The sequence below is a fragment of the Microcoleus sp. AT8-B5 genome, assembly GCF_036705565.1.
GTDB lineage: Bacteria > Cyanobacteriota > Cyanobacteriia > Cyanobacteriales > Microcoleaceae > Microcoleus.
The window spans coordinates 95,032-111,633 of the sequence record NZ_JAUBUY010000016.1; the positions used below are offsets into that span (position 1 = coordinate 95,032).

Consider the following 16,602-nt stretch of genomic DNA (forward strand, 5'->3'; position numbering starts at 1 on the left):
CCATGTATTAATTCGCGGATTGGATGCTGAAAATTTACGGGAAATTGGTGTACGATCCGAGGGAAGAAGCTTTGGGAGTATCAAGCAATATCGGAAGATGAATTTGACTAAAAAAATCAAATAAAGGAGTGATGCAAAGTAACCTGGTTTTAAGGTAAAGAATGTCGATTTTGATTCGGCGTTGGGTAATAAGAAAGGGGGTAGCGAACCCGGATTGAGTATTATCAGTTTAACACTCCTCATAGCGAAGATTTTTGCGAGGAGACAGGGAATTAATTCCCTGTCTGGATTTCGGCAAAACGCGCTATTTTATCCACATTAATCAGAGTTTATCTCCGGTTAAAAATCGGGTTCTGCAGCCAAAAGCTCGATCGACAAATCCATCTGTTCCTTCCCCCGCGCCAAAAAGCTTTCGCACTGCTGCCAACACTCTACAGCCACCCCAAACTGCTCGAAAACCTCCTCTAGGGGCAACTCTCCCGATTCCACCCGATCGATAATTGCTTCAATTCGATCGACCGTTTCCTCATAATTCCAGTCAGACTGGCGCAACTGCGAATCAATCATAACTTGTCTTCCGCATCCAATACTTCTACAATCTTAACTTTCAGCCGGCCCCGACTCAACCTCACAGTCAATTCCTCTCCCAATTCCAAACCGTCAGTTGTGCGGACGATCGTACCGTCACTTTGGATTACCGCCGCATAACCCCTTTGCAAAACCGCCGCCGGATTCAGTGCGGATAACTTTTCTTGCAATACTTCCAGTTTACCAGTTGCCTGCCGCAAAGTTCGGGATGTCGCAGGCAAACGTTTTAATCGATTTTGTAACTGTTGCAAATGCTCTTCTTCTGCCTGAAATCTGGCCCGCACAGCACTTGCTAAATTGACCATTCGCTGCTTGTGTTCAAAGTAAATATCTGCTAAAATTGGTACAGCTTGAGCCGCCGCCGCAGTAGGAGTGTGGGCTCGTTTATCTGCTACTAAATCGGCGAGAGATTCGTCTCTTTCGTGCCCGATACCAGTGATAATTGGAATCGCACAATTGGCGATCGCCCTGACAACTCTCTCATCATTAAAACAAGCCAAATCTTCCGCCGCCCCGCCGCCCCGCCCTAACACGATCACCTCCGCCCTACCGTCCAATTCTACACGGGCGATCGCCCTAGCAATCGCAGCAGCAGCGAATTCCCCCTGCACTCCTGTCGGCGACAGCAACACCCGCAAACCCGGATATCTTTGGGCTAGAGTGCGCTGAATGTCTCCCCAAGCAGCGCCAGTATCGGATGTCACCACGGCCACAATTTGCGGGTGTGCGGGAATCGGGCGCTTTCGGGCGGGATCGAAGAAACCCTCAGCATCCAAGCGCGATCGCAATTGCTGCAACCGCAAAGCCTGCAATCCTTCCCCAGCCGGCAGCGATTGCACAACCGTCAACTGGTACTCGCCGCGATTTTTGTAAACCCGGATGCTTCCCAAAACCAGCAACTGTTCCCCTTTTGCGGGAATTTGCACCAATTTTGGCCGCTGAGAATTCCACACCACGCAGCGAATCGCAGCGCTTTTGTCGGTGTCGCAGAGAGTGAAAAAGCAGCCGCTGGGGTGGTGCGAAACGTTCGACACCTCGCCTGTCAGCCAAATTGATTGCAGGTTGCGATCGCCCTCCAACAAGTCTTGCAGGTAAGATGTTAGTCCAGCAACAGATAAAGCTGTATCGGGAAGAATTGAAGTCATCCAATTTTAGATTTTAGATTTTAGATATTAGATTTTAGATTTAGGCTACTATCAATGCTTCGGACAGTGTGTGATTGCCAAGCGTAAAATAAGGGTTTCAGGGCGATTGTGCAATCTCCTTCATAACGGAAAATCACTGATTTCAGAAGACAATCTAAAAATACTCCGGACTATTGTACTATATCTAAGGTAATTTATTTGTAGGCTGAGCGGGCGATCGTAAATTTAACTGCAAACAAACTAATGATATCAGATACAATGACTTCGATTAATGTGCTGCGCCAAGAGGCTGCGGCGATCGGCATTACTGAGGAAGAAGCCAGAAAATATGGCGACCTCCGACATAAAAGAACTTGGTCTTTGGCGATCGAACATCACCTCTCAATGCAAGATTTTGCCGTTGGCGAAGCCCTCGAAGAGGATCGCATAGAACAATCCTTCACAACTTCCGAACCCGATTCCTCCAGCGCACTCAACCACTCTCAGACTGAAGAGTCGAAAGACTATGGTATTCAGCTAACTGCGAACCTAGGCGAATCTAGAGTAACCAGGGAGAACCAAACAGCCTCTGTTGCTTCGCCACAACAGCAAGCAGTAGCAATCGGGCGATCGCCCGGTAATTCCGACCACCGCAGCGACCACAACCGAGGTTTTAAACAAGTAGTTCAAAATCATATTAAAGCATTAACAATCGCATCCGCCTCCCGCACAAATCTACTCCATTCACAACTGGGCAATTGGGTGTGTCCTGAGTGTGGGTCGGAGGGCGAACTGGGTTGTTACCTTTGCGCCGGAGAAGGCAATGTAGGGGACATTGCAGCTATTGGCTGGACGCTAGCTTATATGGAAATGTTGGGCTGTTCTGCTCGCGAAATTGAACCGTTGAGAAAAATTTCTCCTTCACTTAATATTCTGGAATTGAATTTAAAAGTTTGTGTTGCTATCAAACAAAGTAGCGAAGTTTTAGCCAGGACGGAGAAATGGGTAAGATTGAAGGAACAAGGAATGCACGACACTGATTTTGACACGGATACACGGATTAATTCTTAATGGTGATTCAGAAGTTAGAAGAAAAAACAACTATCAGTGTATCCGTGACTTTTGTGTCGTGCTGTTGGGCCTTAATATCAATAAAACTTCAAAATTCACTCATACCCACCTAAAAATTACTCCAAATTAAGTATTGATTCTAGCTTTTTCAAAGCAACTTCCAAATCGTCATTAACAACTTGGAAATCGAATTCCCCCGCCGCTTCAATTTCCTCTTTAGCCCGCACCAACCGACGGGCGATCGCAGTTTCAGAATCTTGACCCCGACTCCGCAGCCGGCGCTCCAACTCTTCCCAAGAAGGAGGTAAAATAAAAATTCGCAGCGCCTCTGGAAAATTATTCCTAATTTGCCTTGCCCCTTCCAGCTCAATTTCCAGGATTACCGATTTTCCCTCACCGATTCCTTGTTTAAGACCAAAATAAGGAGTACCGTAAAAATTACCGGCAAACTGGGCCCATTCCGCCAACTCTCCAGCCTCAACCATTTTTTCAAAACGGCTGCGGCTGACAAAATAATAGTGTTGTCCCTCAATTTCTCCCTCGCGGGGCTCACGAGTTGTCACCGATACCGAAAGATACAATTCGGAATGGCGATTGAGGAGCGATCGTACTAAGGTGCCTTTCCCCACACCGCTAGGCCCCGTCAGAACAATTAATTTACCAGATTTCATTTTTAGAAAAGAAACGTGTAACAATTTAAGTTTCTGCTTACTTTAGACCGTAAGCGCTCAAATTGCAACTGACAAACCTCAATCATCCCTACCTTGACCGTCTTTGCCGATCGCAAAACGATTAGCAACAGTTTCCGGCTGAATCGCCGAGAGGATGACGTGACTCGAATCTGTAATAATTACCGCCCTCGTGCGGCGGCCGTAAGTAGCGTCAACCAGTTGTCCCCGCTCCCGTGCATCAGTAATAATCCGCTTAATTGGCGCTGACTCAGGACTGACAATGGCAATCACTCGATTAGCAGACACAATGTTACCAAAACCGATATTAATTAATTGAATATCCATGAAATTCTTAATTTGTAGGTGAACGATTGACTATCAATCCTTACTTTTGATCATATAATATACAAAGATTTTTTCTGACAATCCTCAAATTAATCCCAACTAAGTTTTTTATTTCCTACCTAAAAATTTTACCCTTTTGACGCCTAGTACCCCGTTCTTTATCAAAAATTTAAAAAAGACTCGCTGTTGTCGCTCTATCTTAAAGATTCAGTAAAAGCGTCGATTTTGAGTTGCAAATGATAGCATTAGCTGTATCGAGACAACATCCAGTAAATGTTGCGAAATATAAATTTAATTTCCCAGATAGCAATACTCCGGACAGTTTTTAAGGATCGCGAATTAAATAACTTACAATTTTAATTGTTATTGTGGGATGGGCTCTTATAGCCCGTCCACTCATGACGGGCTATAAGAGCCCATCCCACTTTCAAGAGTGGAAGTTATTTAATTCTCATTCCTTACTGGAGTAAGCGTAACAGCAAACTTTATGACAGCGAAACCTCTAAATCCTTAAAACGGCAAAACCATAAATGTGGGGAATATGGCTTAAAAATGCTAGGCGATGAAAGGGTTAATCTACATCATGTAGACGGCAACCATAGTAACTCGAAAATAAACAGCCTTCTAGCGGTTCACTCTCATCTATCACGATTATATTCACATGAGCAAAAGCGAAAGCTGAGAACATCGGGCTCTGTATGCGGAGAAATTCGCACGTACATATCTAAATGGGAGGGGCAGGGAATAATATCTCCCCTCCACCCAACCAATTCTCAAGTGCTTTTGTCAAGCATGATTGAGAGCCTCTTACCCTGCAATCATAAGATTGCACTTTCGCACTTTTAATGATTGTAACTTGAGATAATTACCCGCCACCCTTTTTTTTCGGTATTTTTGGAGGGCTGACATAGCGCGCCCAAAAAGGTTCTTCCATATCTTTCATCGCTGCTAGTTTTTGGCGCTCTTCCTCTATGCGCTTGCGTTCTGAAAGATTAGAAAATATGTTGATACTGCCGACAGTTTGGCCGCCCGCATCTCGCACAGGTGCGGCCCAAAGCCAAACATCGATCGAACTACCGTCTTTTTTCAACAAAGATATTTCCAAACCGTTTTGCGGTTTGCCATTAGACGCAGACTTTAGCAGCGCGTAAAAATCTTGCTTTTGGCCTTCAGGAATATTCGGTAAAGGTTTCCCTAAAACCTCAGCCGCAGCCCAGCCAAAAAGTTGTTCGGCGGCGCGGTTCCAAACAACGGTATTGCCGTCATTGCTGGTACAGTTAATCGCCAGCGGCGCCGATGCTATCTGGGCTTGCAAAACTTGGTTAACGAGTTGCAGTTTCAATTCTACTTGCTTGCGATCGGTAATTTCCTGACAAGCGCCCCACAACCGGACAACCCGTTCAGCAGTTTTGTCCCACACCACTTGCCAGTAGTCCCGCACCCAGCGCACCTCGCCTTTTTGATTAATAATGCGATACTCATTAGCTCCAGTGCGGCTGAAAGTACAGCCTTCTAACTGTTTAATTAACATTTCCCTGTCGTCGGGATGAACGAGTTCGGAGTTCCACCAACCAAACGATTCTAATTCTTCAGGAACGCAACCGGTGCAGCGCTCAAAAGCTTCTGTCGCCCACTCGCAGGCGAACTTGCCATCGGGAAGTCCCTTAAAAGAATAGGCAAAATCCGAAGTAATTTGCGACATAACTCTGTAGTGCAGTTCCGAATCTCGGACAGCGACTTCCGCTTGCTTTCGTTCCCCTATTTCCCGCGAATTAATTATAATTCCCTGCACGCTAGAATCGTAAAGCAAACTGTTACCTATTGACTCCATGTAGATCCAAGAACCGTCAGCGTGGCGTTTCCGATATTCGATTGCCCCCCCAATTCCGGGAGCTTCTAACAACTTACCAAAATACGTCTGCCAAGCTAGCAAATCGTCTGGATGGATTAACTCGCCGTGAAATTTGCCAATTCTATCTTCTGGGTTGTAGCCCAAAAGCCGCTGTAGAGAGCCGCTGTGGTATCTAACTCGCCCATCGGAGCCGACAATGCTAATTAGATCGGGAGAATTACGCAGCATAGCTTGCAGTTTGGCTTCACTTTTAGTTAAGGCTTGAGTGTCCCTGCGATGCTGGCTGATTTGTTTTTCCAACTGCTCCCGTAGCTGTCTGATTTGCCCTACTTGCTGGGCTACAGTGCGCTCCAATAGGCGATTGTTTTTTTCAATTTTAACCAGCTTTGCCGCGTTATTTGTGGCGCTTTCAAACAAGCGGCTGCCTGCAATTTCCTGTAGAGAATTTGATAAATCTTCCAAAGTTTTTGTGAAAATTGCCTGTTGCGGGTGTGGCAATTCCCTAGCTTGTTCCTGCAATGTTTCTAAGTGTTTGTAGACAGTTTCTAGCATTTTATTAAGGGGGGAATCTAATAGTTGCCGGCGGGTGCAACCCCTAAAAAGCGGACACAAGTTTTTTCAACATAACCCATAACTAAGACTGGTGTGTGGCGATCGACCCATCGCGCTCTCAATAACCAGGCATTTTGGGACTTTCTCTTCAAATCATAGCAACCGATAGAGAAAGTAAATTCTTGTTGCGCCCTAATTGCCAGCCCAGCCGCACCCCCAAGAAGTGATCGCCAGGAGTGCGGGTAACTCTCCTACCCAGTGAATGTAGGGCTTCTCGCGGTTAAGCTAAACTAGATGGGTGTCAAGAGAAAGAGGGATTTATGACAGAGCAAGCCAACGCTCGCGATTTGTTTCGCGCTGCTTACGAACACCGCTATACCTGGGATGCCAATTTTCCCGGTTACAGTGCCGATATTGAACTCAAACAGGGCGACGAAGTATATACGGGTCATGTTTCCATCAAACCCGACATGAGCGTGGAAGTCAGCGGCATTGAAGATGAGGAAGTGCAGCAAAGCGTCTACACCCAAATGCGTGATATTGTCACCCACCGCAAACGATCGACATTTGAAAAATCTCACGGCAAAAATAGCTTTACCCTGGGCGAGAAGGACAGCACCGACGCTGTGGACATCTTGGTGCAAGGCGACTCAATGGGCTCGAATTATAAAATCCGAGGTCTCTCAATTTGTCAAGTCAGCCGGGTGATGGGCCGGATGGCTTTCGTAATTGACACGCACAAAAGCTTAGAGACACCCGAAGGTTCTTTGGCTACCCACTACGATGCCGTTTTCCGCAACCCCCAAACAGACGAAATTATCAAAGAACTCGAATTTGAAGATACCTTTGAGAAGATAGGCGACTATTATGTCATGACAAAGCAAGTAGTTCGAGCCAAAGAAAAAGGTCAACTGACAACAACCGAGTTCAACTACTCCCACGTCAAACTGCTAGAACCAGCAGTAGTGTAGCGCCCTCAAAAACCCGATTTCTTAAATAAAAGGGTTTTTTTGGTTAACGTATCAGAATCAACTTGATTTGGCGGCAAGTAACGCTACGATCGAACGAGAGAGCTAATTGGGATCGAGCATCAGCGTGACAGAAACCGGGTTTCCTGCCGCGGGCTCACCTGAGTGCCTAAGTCTTTGATCAAAAAACCCGGTTTCTTAAATCCCGCGCGGGTTGAGAATGCTGCCCTTGAGTCAAATCGAACTTTCATCACCTGCAAAAAATCATCACAGAGGCGAAATATGACACTAGCACTAACCAGAGATAACGTCGAAACAGTTCTCGATGAAATGCGCCCCTACCTGATATCCGACGGTGGCAACGTCGAACTCGTAGAAATTGACGGCCCAGTGGTACACCTGAGACTGCAAGGAGCTTGTGGCTCTTGCCCGAGTTCCACAATGACTCTGAGAATGGGGATTGAACGTCGCCTGCGCGAGGCTATCCCAGAAATTGCCGAAGTCGAACAGGTAATGTAATTAGTCAGTTGGCAATTGGTAGTTGGCAATTGGTAGTTGGCAGTTGACGGTTGACGGTTGACGGTTGACTGTTACCAATTACCAGTTGACGGTTGACTGTTGGCAGTTGGCTGTTAACAGTTGGCTGTTACCAATTACCAGTTGACTGTTGACTGTTACCAATTACCCAATTTAATTGCCAATTACCAATTACCCAATTTAATTACCAATTACCAATTACCAATTACCAAATTCAATTACCAATTACTAAATTCAATGTCTCACCCCCTTTATGTAGCCTTCATTTGGCACCAACACCAACCGCTCTACAAATCCAGAGTATCCGCTAGCGCAGGAGCAGCTCAGTACCGACTGCCTTGGGTGCGCTTGCACGGAGTCAAAGACTACTTGGATTTAGTGCTCCTCCTGGCAAAATATCCCAAGCTTCATCAAACCGTAAACTTGGTTCCCTCCTTGATTTTGCAGATAGAAGACTGCATCGCAGATAAAGCATTAGACCCTTACTTGACGGTGACATTAAAGTCAGCAGAAATTTTAACCCTCCCAGAACAAGAGTTCATTTTAGAACACTTTTTTGACGCCAATTACCACACTCTGATTCAGCCACACCCCCGCTACGCTCAACTCTACACTCAGCGGCAGGAAAAAGGCATTCAGTGGTGTTTGGAAAACTGGAAATTGCAGGATTTTAGCGACTTGCTGGCCTGGCACAATTTAGCTTGGATTGACCCGCTGTTTTGGGACGACCCGGAGATTGCAGGGTGGCTGAAACAAGGACAAAATTTTAGTTTGGTAGACAGAAAAAACATCTACTCAAAACAAAAAGAAATCCTCGCTCGCATCATCCCCCAGCACCGTAAAATGCAAGCTGAGGGACAGTTGGAAGTCTCCACAACCCCCTACACGCACCCGATTTTACCGCTGCTTGCTGACACTAATGGCGGCCGCATAGCTATTCCAAACATGACGCTGCCACAACACCGGTTTCAGTGGGAAGAAGATATTCCCCGACACCTGAGAAAAGCCTGGGAAATGTATGAAGACCGGTTTGATTGCCAACCGCGCGGTTTGTGGCCGTCGGAACAAGCAGTCAGCCCGGAAATTTTGCCCTACATTGCCAAACAAGGCTTTAAATGGATAGTCTCGGACGAAGCAGTTTTGGGGTGGACAATTAAACACTTTTTCCACCGCGACGCGACAGGGAATGTCTACGAACCAGAATTCTTATATCGCCCTTACCGTTTAGAAACTCCTGACGGGGATTTAGCCATAGTATTTAGAGACCACAGATTGTCGGACTTGATCGGGTTTACCTACGGTTCGATGGAACCGGAAAAAGCAGCATCAGATTTAGTGGGACACTTAGAGGCGATCGGCAGAACTCTCAAAAACCGACAGTCAGGCGGCCAAACAGCTTTAGAAAATCCCTGGTTAGTGACGATCGCCCTCGACGGCGAAAATTGCTGGGAATTCTATCCCCAAGACGGCAAACCGTTCTTAGAATCCCTCTATCAAACTCTCAGCGACAATCCAGATATCAAATTAGTCACAGTCTCGGAATTTCTCGACAAATTCCCAGCAACCGAAACAATTCCCGCAGCCCAACTGCACACTGGTTCCTGGGTGGACGGTTCTCTCACAACTTGGATCGGCGATCCCGCGAAAAATCGCGCTTGGGACTTGTTAGAGCCTGCGAGACAAATGCTGGCAAACCATCCAGAGGCCACAGAAGAAAGCAACCCAGAAGCTTGGGAAGCGCTGTATGCGGCCGAAGGTTCCGACTGGTTCTGGTGGTTTGGCGAAGGCCACACGTCGAACCAAGATGCCATGTTCGACCAGCTATTTCGCGAACACGTAGCGGCGATTTACGAAGCTCTCGGCGAGCCTGTACCCCCGGAAGTGCGGCGGCAAGTAGAGGTGCACTCTGTTCAAGGCGACCACCTGCCGCTGAGCTTTATTCACCCGGTGATTGACGGTATCGGCAACGAACAGGATTGGGACAAAGCCGGTCGGATTGAAGTTGGGGGAGCAAGGGGTACGATGCACCGGAGTTCGGCAATTCAGCGCCTTTGGTACGGCGTTGACCACTTGAATTTTTACATTCGTGCCGACTTCAAGGTAGGGGTGCGGCCGGGAATTGATTGCCCGCAGCAGTTAAATTTGTTCTGGTTTTATCCCGATCGCACCATGCACAACAGTCTGATTCCGCTGTCGGGTTTGCCTGACGAAGCACCGCTAAACTATAGATACCACCATCAGTTAGAGATTAATTTGCTGACGAAATCGATTTGGTTTCAGGAAGCAGAAGATGGCGATCGGTGGCTGCCCCGCATTAGCCGCGCCCAAGTGGGAGTGGATAAATGTTTGGAGGTAGCAGTGCCCTGGGCGGATTTGCAGATTATGCCCGACTGGCAGGTGAGGCTGATTGCGGTTTTATCGGATGGGAGTAGTTACTCTACCTGTATGCCGTTCGATTCTTTGATTCCGATCGGAATGCCGTAAAAAGTCATTAGTCATTAGGCTGTAGGGGCGGGTTTCACCAGCTTTCATAGAACTGCTAACCCAAATAAATATAAACCCGCCCCCTGAATTAGTCATTAGTCATTAGTGATTTTTTGAACCAACAAACAATTAAATAATTATCAAATTATATCCAATTGGGGATTCTACTCTGGCTGCCTAATGCCTTGATAATTTCGGTCGCATCCGGTCGAGCGAAAACTATAAAATATGTCTGTAATGAGGGCTTCATCACTCATGAAAAAGAGGAATAAAGTCATCACTACAAACCTTATTGTAATAGTTATTTTACCGGAAATCATATCATTAGTCATGGGGAAATTAACAAACTAATGAGCCGCATTTTACTATTGGTCGATCGCCACCAACAACTTAATTTGCCGATCGCCCACCTCAACACCGAGCATGAGGTGATTGTACTCGATCGCGCTTTAAATCCCAACTCCGAATTTCCCATTCCCCAAATCGCTTTTGACTTGTGCATTCTCGACGAGGCCTCTTTCGATCGCATCGGGCCGCTGGTAGAATCATTAAAAACTGCCGCCGAACCGATATTTTTACCGTTCTTGCTGGTTAGTCAATCCCAAACGCCTGCTCTTTCTGAGCAGCCATTTTCGCAGCAGCCCAAACAACTCGAACGCAGAATAGACGATTTGATAGTAAGTCCCGTCGAACTCGCCCAACTGCATTGGCGGGTAGAGAATTTGTTGGCCCGCAGGCGGCAGTCGCTAGAAATCCACAGACTTCAGGAAATAATTAAAGAACGGACTTTTACAGAAAGTTTGTTAAAGGACTCGCTGCAAACGGCAAACGAAAACCTGCAACGGGAAATCGCCAAGCGGGCCGAGGTAGAAACTGCACTGCGAGAAAACTCCTATCTCAACTTGCTGATGAATGCCATGCCAGATATTGTCTGCTTCAAAGATGGCGAGGGCAGGTGGCAGGAGGCAAATCAAGCGATATTGGAAGTGTTCGAGCTAGAAAAAATAGACTACCGTGGCCTTAAAGATTCTCAGCTAGGAGAACTCAGCAGTTTTTACCGCGAGGCGTTACAGGCTTGCGAGGTGAGCGATCGAGAAGCGTGGGAAAAAGGTAAGCTTTCTAGGGGGGAAGAAATGATTCCCCGATCGGACGGTACTGTGAATATCTACGACGTGATTAAAGTACCCGTATTTCACCCCGACGGCAGACGCAAAAGTATCGTGATTTTGGGCCGCGACATCACCGAATACAAGCAAGCTAGAGACGAACTCGTGCGCTTGGCGTCGATTGTCGAGTCTTCCGATGACGGCATCGTCAGCAAAACCCTCACCGGGACAATTCAGAGCTGGAACACAGGAGCAGAGAAGATTTATGGCTACTGTGCGGCGGAAATCAAGGGGAAGTCTATAGAGATTTTAGCCATACCCGAACGCCCCAAGGAAATGCCTCAAATATTGGAAAATATTAGAGCTGGAGCCACCATCGACCATTATGAAACCGTACACTTGCGGAAAGATGGCCAACAGATAGATGTCTCCCTCACGATTTCTCCGATTAAAGACGCGACTGGAGCGGTAACGGGCGTTTCGACAATCTCTCGCGACATCAGCGACAGCAAGCGAGTCGAAAAAGCCTTTGAACAACTCCGCCACCAAACAGAAATGATTTTGTTCTCCGCAGGAGAAGGAATTTGCGGGTTGAACAAACAGGGAAAAGTAACTTTTGTCAATCCTGCGGCGGTGAGAATGGCTGGGTGCGAATCGAAGCAATTGATCGATCGACCGCTTTATGAAAGCTTACACCGTGCACAGCAAGAATGCTCAAGGGCGATCGAGCAACTGTCACCTGCAACAGACATCAATTCAGGCTCTGAACTTGTCCCCCACTGCGCCGCACAGCAGGCGGGCAAACGGCTTCCGAACCGGGTAAGTTCTCAAATTTTAGCCACCTTGGAAGACGGAGAGGCGCGGCGCGTCACCGATGAGATTTTTTGGCGGCGAGACGGCAGCAGTTTTCCGGTTGAGTACGTTGTCGCTCCGATGCGAGAACAAGGCGAAATTATTGGAGCTGTAGTGACTTTTAAAGATATCACGGAGCAGCTTGCCGTCGAGCGCATGAAAGATGAATTCATCTCTGTTGTCAGCCACGAACTGCGGACGCCGATGACCTCGATTCACGGCGCCCTCGGCCTCCTCAACAGCGGCCTGCTGGACGCTTACCCCCAGAAAGCTAAGCGGATGCTGGAGATTGCTGTCAGTAATACTGACCGTTTGGTGCGCTTGGTCAACGACATCCTAGATTTAGAGCGGATGGAGTCGAGTTACAGCACTGCTATCAAACAAACTTGCAATGTGGCTGAGCTGATGTTGCAGGCGGCTGACGAGATGCAGGGAATGGCGAAGCCGGCGGGAGTTACTCTGTCGGTGAAGCCTGTGGGGGCGCAATTGCAAGCTGTTCCCGATCGGCTAATTCAAGCCTTGACAAATTTACTAAGTAATGCTATAAAATTTTCTCCCTCCGGCGCTACGGTTTGGCTGAGCGGGGAGTTGAGCCACAATCTGGATTTGGCAGAAAAAGCAGCCCACAAGTCGGTGTCGTCTCCGTCTTTGTTGTCTCCTGAGCCGGCCGCCGCGCCTCCGCATATGCCAGTTTCGAGCTCGTGGTACATCGTGATTTCTGTGAAAGACCAAGGGCGGGGTATTCCGCCAGACAAGCTGGAGATGGTCTTTGAACGCTTTCAACAAGTTGATGCTTCTGATTCTCGCCAGAAAGGAGGAACTGGTTTGGGGCTGGCTATTTGTCGCAGTATCGTGCAGCAGCACGGGGGGCGGATGTGGGTGGAGAGTGTTGTGGGGGAGGGCAGCACTTTTTTCATAAGTCTGCCACTTCTTGCGGGAGGGGCTGGCAACTGAAAGTTAATTTCTACCCAGGTGTACGCAAAGTTAATGATTTTGTGCAGATTGTTTGATCGAGTCAATCGATTTTAGATTTTAGATTTTAGATTTTAGATTAAAGAATTGAAGTATTGAAGTATTGACGCCACGGATAAATACGTTAGGCAAGTTGCATCGGATACAGGTTTTTTATTTCTGGACGGATGAATCCGGGGGCTTGTATCCTGGATGCTTGATTGTCACCGACAAACAATCTCAGCCTTTTGGATTAATCGGGGACTGCGAGCAAAAATCTCGATTAGAGGTGGAAAAGCGGCTTTTTTTGGGGGGGAGATTTTACAGCAACCGCGCCCGAAGGTTAGGATATTCTTAATTGTTGAAACTCAGGCGGTCGATTGCAACGGAGGTGTTCTTTTTTCCTTCTTTTTACCCGGTCGCGAAGTCTCCGGGAGCCGAAAGGCCTTCAACATCTGCTATACAGTTTTGAAAATTTACTGTAAAGTCCGATCGGGTAAGATAATTTGCTTTACAAAATATTCACATTTCGCCTCTAATCTGCGATCAGTTCTCTTTTCTAAAAAAATGTTAATTTTGACTGCCAAGCGCATCTTGGTTATTGACGATGCGGAAGATATTCGGGAAGTAGCTCAAGTCAGTCTTGAGCTGGTGGGGGGCTGGGAAGTCCTGACAGCGAGTTCTGGCCGCGAGGGTGTTGCTAAGGCTCTTGCCGAACAGCCTGATGCTATTCTATTGGACGTGATGATGCCCGACCAAGACGGGCCTACTACTTTTCAACAGTTACAAGCTAATAAGGCTACGCAGCACATTCCGGTAATTTTATTGACAGCTAAGGCTCTGGCTGGGGACAGGCGGATGTTCGCTGATTTGGGGGTGGTGAGCGTGATTGCTAAGCCTTTTGAACCGATGTTTTTGGCGGATCAGGTCGCTGAGGCTTTGGGCTGGAAGCAAGAATAGATCGATCGCGCGCATTGAATTGTGCAGCTTTTCAAGCAGTAGTTTTGCAGGCAAAGAGAGTTAAAAAAACTTGGTTTCTTGGATATGGTTCCTTAGATCGAATTAGGGCGATCGGACAGGATATATGTAGCAATTTAGACCCCGCACCTTTGGTCCGGTCAGCTTAAGACTCAAAACCTCAGTCCGGTATCAGTTTCCACCCTATCGGTATTGGGGTGAAATTGATACCAATAGGGATGCCTAAGTCCCTATTGGTAGTGCGTCCATTTAACCGAATTCGGCCTCAGCCATGAACTCAGTATTCCTACTGATTTATCCGCGAAATATAAGCTGGCAGGATTATTTTACTTTTTGTAACAACTCACTCGTCTTCATAAGTTCTTCAGGTTTTAGTTTTATGTTTAAGCAGAACGTCAGGGATCGCTCCTGACTGTTGGCAGACACATTGGGAGAAGACGATTATGCCCTCAGCTTACATTTTGCTACTAATAGTTTCTCTGGCAGCAGTCTGGATTTACTGGCAAACCTCTCAAGATATTTTTGTTCTTGTGGCTTGGGCCGGGCTGGGTTGTTTTATTTGGGGTTTCTCTTGGGCTCCTTGGAGCGTTCAGCTTTTGATTGTGGTGTTACTCTTGGGCCTCCAAAAGTGCTACTTGCGCGACGCCCAAAGCTATGAGTGAAAAAAAATTTTTATTTTTGTGCCTGGAATTGAGATGTGCAGGCTTTCGTGAATCTCTCTAATGATTGGGTTATCGCTCCATATCTTCAAAAAAGGTTTAAAATATCATGAATAGTTGCCCTTGTTGCTCCTCTAAATTGCTCCGCCACGCTCGCCACAATCGCGTTTATTGGTTCTGCTCGCACTGCTGGCAGGAAATGCCGGATCTGTCGGAGATGATTTTACGTAACAGCGTGCGGAATCACAAACGCGATGGTTTGGTGAAGGTTGCGAGTTTGACTCCTAAATTGAGGATTTTTGATTCTGTAGAAATTGCTTAGTTTCCTGGAGTTAGTCTCGCGATAAATATTGAGACTGAAAAGATTTTTGTTTGTGCCCTCAGTGGGATTTTTGGATAAAAAATGCACTCATCCCCTTCCGTGTGAAGTGAAGGGGACTTATTAGCGGGGGGGATGAGTGCACTTGTGATGGGGTCGATCGCCCTACAGAATTTCAGCTATTGTATGCAGTTAAGCTGATTACATCAAACCGATTTGAGAGAGAATGCCTTGACCGGTGATGTATTCGGTAGCTAGGCCGATAACGAAGCCCAACATTGCCAAACGGCCGTTCCAGGTTTCAGCAAACTCAGTGAAGCCAACTTTTGCGTCTTTGTTTTCCATGACCATAAACCTCGTTTAATTTCAACCTTATGTAACTAAACTTAACACAGCAGTATAAAGTTTGCAACATATTTTTACATTGGGTTTTTACGACTTAGGCATGGGGGCCCAGAAACCGGGTTTTTTACCCAATCTGCGGGCTGTAACGCGTTTTCTCGTAAAAAACCCGGTTTCTTTGGTTGTGATGCGTCCAGGACTGTCTGAAAAAAATCAGGTAAATGTACCACTAGCCCTTGACATCCGATACTTAAACTGTTATGTTCCAATGATACAGCTCAGATAGACACCCGCATTCAAAAGCAAAGAGTGTTGGTTAAGTCGTCTCAGCGGTAGGATGTGCAGATTTCGGGTAAGCGTCCTAAAGCCCCGTTGATATAGACATTCAAGTTAATGTCGTTTCAACTGGAATAAATAGGTCAGTTGGCACGACATTTGTTTGAATTTCTATATCAACGGGTTTTTAGGACGCCTGTCCGAAATCTGCATATCCTATCGCTGAGACGCTAACCAAGCAAGTACACACTAAATTAATAGTATGTAAGTCAAGAGTTTTGTTAAATGGGAAATGTCCCTCTTGAGCAAACTCAAAAACAATACTTCTTTGGTTAGATGCTTAATTTATTGATGCTGTCCTGCAAACATAGTTTTAGGACACATAAAAATGAAGAAAAATCATTCAGCAATTGGCAAAGAAACAAAGCAGTCTCAGGCTTTAGTCTCTATTTTCTGCGATCTGCAGAACGTCCTCGACTTAACGCAAAAACAAGCTGAATTATTGGTCGCTTTTGCCAAATCAAAAGGGCGTTTAGATTGTCTCAAAGCTTACTATAACTCGCAGTATGAAAATCAATTGCTAGCCAAGAATCAATTAGAGTATCTGGGTTTTCAGGGCGTTGATGTTCCCTCCCACAAGAACAGTGCAGATAAACAATTGATCTTTGACTGCATTAAACGAGTTGCCATCAAACCTTCTCCTGAGATAATTATCCTAGTGTCAGGAGATCGGGATTTTGCAGGTTTAATCAGTGTGATGCTTGAGCTTGGAAAAAAAGTCATAGTTTTTGCACAGCGCTGTAGAGCAAACAAAAAACTGATTAAGCTAGTTGGTGATGATAACTTTCATTATATAGACGAGCTGCCTAGTTTGTTCGCAGGGAATACTCAGAATAAAGCAGATAAATTATCTGCATAAAGTTACAC

Annotated in this window: 15 protein-coding genes; 9 read left to right on the forward strand and 6 right to left on the reverse strand. The window is 46.5% G+C overall.

Going from position 1 to position 16,602, the window contains the following annotated elements:
- Positions 1-339: 339 nt before the first annotated feature.
- Entirely contained in the window at positions 340-567 is a 228-nt protein-coding gene (gene xseB, locus QUB39_RS13475) for an exodeoxyribonuclease VII small subunit (protein WP_190740787.1), read from the reverse strand.
- Complete coding sequence (gene xseA, locus QUB39_RS13480) at positions 564-1,733, reverse strand: exodeoxyribonuclease VII large subunit (protein WP_333055874.1); 1,170 nt, start codon at positions 1,731-1,733, stop codon at positions 564-566. Before xseA ends, xseB begins: the two co-directional genes overlap by 4 nt.
- A 243-nt stretch (positions 1,734-1,976) precedes the next feature.
- On the opposite strand from xseA, the gene QUB39_RS13485 reads away from it, so the two are divergent.
- Positions 1,977-2,783, forward strand: a complete 807-nt coding sequence (locus QUB39_RS13485; protein ID WP_333208144.1) for a hypothetical protein — start codon at positions 1,977-1,979, stop codon at positions 2,781-2,783.
- A gap of 116 nt (positions 2,784-2,899) precedes the next feature.
- Here the strand turns inward: QUB39_RS13485 and gmk are convergent, their stop codons facing one another.
- The 3 genes from gmk to QUB39_RS13500 all read right to left on the reverse strand — a co-directional run bounded on the left by gmk (position 2,900) and on the right by QUB39_RS13500 (position 6,203).
- Positions 2,900-3,454: a guanylate kinase gene (gmk, locus tag QUB39_RS13490; RefSeq protein ID WP_333055876.1), complete on the reverse strand. Its 555-nt coding sequence runs from the start codon at positions 3,452-3,454 to the stop codon at positions 2,900-2,902.
- Between the two features lie 78 nt (positions 3,455-3,532).
- Entirely contained in the window at positions 3,533-3,799 is a 267-nt protein-coding gene (gene remA, locus QUB39_RS13495) for an extracellular matrix/biofilm regulator RemA (protein ID WP_172193250.1), read from the reverse strand.
- Positions 3,800-4,664: 865 nt separating this feature from the next.
- Complete coding sequence (locus QUB39_RS13500; protein WP_333055877.1) at positions 4,665-6,203, reverse strand: PAS domain S-box protein; 1,539 nt, start codon at positions 6,201-6,203, stop codon at positions 4,665-4,667.
- Between the two features lie 320 nt (positions 6,204-6,523).
- Between QUB39_RS13500 and QUB39_RS13505 the strand changes: the two genes are divergently transcribed.
- The 7 genes from QUB39_RS13505 (at position 6,524) to QUB39_RS13535 (ending at position 15,060) form a co-directional block, all read left to right on the forward strand.
- Positions 6,524-7,174 carry a DUF3386 domain-containing protein gene (locus tag QUB39_RS13505; RefSeq protein WP_333055878.1) on the forward strand — a complete coding sequence of 217 codons (651 nt, stop codon included), beginning with the start codon at positions 6,524-6,526 and terminating at the stop codon, positions 7,172-7,174.
- 279 nt (positions 7,175-7,453) lie between these two features.
- Positions 7,454-7,690, forward strand: coding sequence for a NifU family protein (locus tag QUB39_RS13510; protein ID WP_006632519.1), 237 nt, complete (start codon positions 7,454-7,456; stop codon positions 7,688-7,690).
- Positions 7,691-7,945: 255 nt separating this feature from the next.
- Entirely contained in the window at positions 7,946-10,192 is a 2,247-nt protein-coding gene (locus QUB39_RS13515; protein ID WP_333208143.1) for a glycoside hydrolase, read from the forward strand.
- Positions 10,193-10,542: 350 nt separating this feature from the next.
- A complete protein-coding gene (locus QUB39_RS13520) occupies positions 10,543-13,104 on the forward strand; it encodes a PAS domain S-box protein (RefSeq protein ID WP_333208142.1) in 2,562 nt (853 codons plus the stop codon).
- Positions 13,105-13,668: 564 nt separating this feature from the next.
- On the forward strand, positions 13,669-14,061 hold the full coding sequence (locus QUB39_RS13525) for a response regulator (RefSeq protein ID WP_333055881.1): 393 nt from the start codon (positions 13,669-13,671) through the stop codon (positions 14,059-14,061).
- Positions 14,062-14,522: 461 nt separating this feature from the next.
- Positions 14,523-14,741, forward strand: a complete 219-nt coding sequence (locus QUB39_RS13530; protein WP_333055882.1) for a hypothetical protein — start codon at positions 14,523-14,525, stop codon at positions 14,739-14,741.
- Between the two features lie 106 nt (positions 14,742-14,847).
- Positions 14,848-15,060: a hypothetical protein gene (locus QUB39_RS13535; RefSeq protein WP_333055883.1), complete on the forward strand. Its 213-nt coding sequence runs from the start codon at positions 14,848-14,850 to the stop codon at positions 15,058-15,060.
- Positions 15,061-15,258: 198 nt separating this feature from the next.
- Here the strand turns inward: QUB39_RS13535 and QUB39_RS13540 are convergent, their stop codons facing one another.
- A complete protein-coding gene (locus QUB39_RS13540) occupies positions 15,259-15,402 on the reverse strand; it encodes a chlorophyll a/b-binding protein (RefSeq protein WP_096831166.1) in 144 nt (47 codons plus the stop codon).
- A 661-nt stretch (positions 15,403-16,063) separates the two neighbouring features.
- Between QUB39_RS13540 and QUB39_RS13545 the strand changes: the two genes are divergently transcribed.
- Positions 16,064-16,594: an NYN domain-containing protein gene (locus QUB39_RS13545; protein ID WP_333208141.1), complete on the forward strand. Its 531-nt coding sequence runs from the start codon at positions 16,064-16,066 to the stop codon at positions 16,592-16,594.
- Positions 16,595-16,602 lie beyond the last annotated feature (8 nt).

Coding starts and splice junctions, on each gene's coding strand:
- xseB (WP_190740787.1), bottom strand. CDS start 567: ATGATTGATTCGCAGTTGCGCCAGTCTGACTGGAATTATGAGGAAACG.
- xseA (WP_333055874.1), bottom strand. CDS start 1,733: ATGACTTCAATTCTTCCCGATACAGCTTTATCTGTTGCTGGACTAACA.
- QUB39_RS13485 (WP_333208144.1), top strand. CDS start 1,977: ATGATATCAGATACAATGACTTCGATTAATGTGCTGCGCCAAGAGGCT.
- gmk (WP_333055876.1), bottom strand. CDS start 3,454: ATGAAATCTGGTAAATTAATTGTTCTGACGGGGCCTAGCGGTGTGGGG.
- remA (WP_172193250.1), bottom strand. CDS start 3,799: ATGGATATTCAATTAATTAATATCGGTTTTGGTAACATTGTGTCTGCT.
- QUB39_RS13500 (WP_333055877.1), bottom strand. CDS start 6,203: ATGCTAGAAACTGTCTACAAACACTTAGAAACATTGCAGGAACAAGCT.
- QUB39_RS13505 (WP_333055878.1), top strand. CDS start 6,524: ATGACAGAGCAAGCCAACGCTCGCGATTTGTTTCGCGCTGCTTACGAA.
- QUB39_RS13510 (WP_006632519.1), top strand. CDS start 7,454: ATGACACTAGCACTAACCAGAGATAACGTCGAAACAGTTCTCGATGAA.
- QUB39_RS13515 (WP_333208143.1), top strand. CDS start 7,946: ATGTCTCACCCCCTTTATGTAGCCTTCATTTGGCACCAACACCAACCG.
- QUB39_RS13520 (WP_333208142.1), top strand. CDS start 10,543: ATGAGCCGCATTTTACTATTGGTCGATCGCCACCAACAACTTAATTTG.
- QUB39_RS13525 (WP_333055881.1), top strand. CDS start 13,669: ATGTTAATTTTGACTGCCAAGCGCATCTTGGTTATTGACGATGCGGAA.
- QUB39_RS13530 (WP_333055882.1), top strand. CDS start 14,523: ATGCCCTCAGCTTACATTTTGCTACTAATAGTTTCTCTGGCAGCAGTC.
- QUB39_RS13535 (WP_333055883.1), top strand. CDS start 14,848: ATGAATAGTTGCCCTTGTTGCTCCTCTAAATTGCTCCGCCACGCTCGC.
- QUB39_RS13540 (WP_096831166.1), bottom strand. CDS start 15,402: ATGGAAAACAAAGACGCAAAAGTTGGCTTCACTGAGTTTGCTGAAACC.
- QUB39_RS13545 (WP_333208141.1), top strand. CDS start 16,064: ATGAAGAAAAATCATTCAGCAATTGGCAAAGAAACAAAGCAGTCTCAG.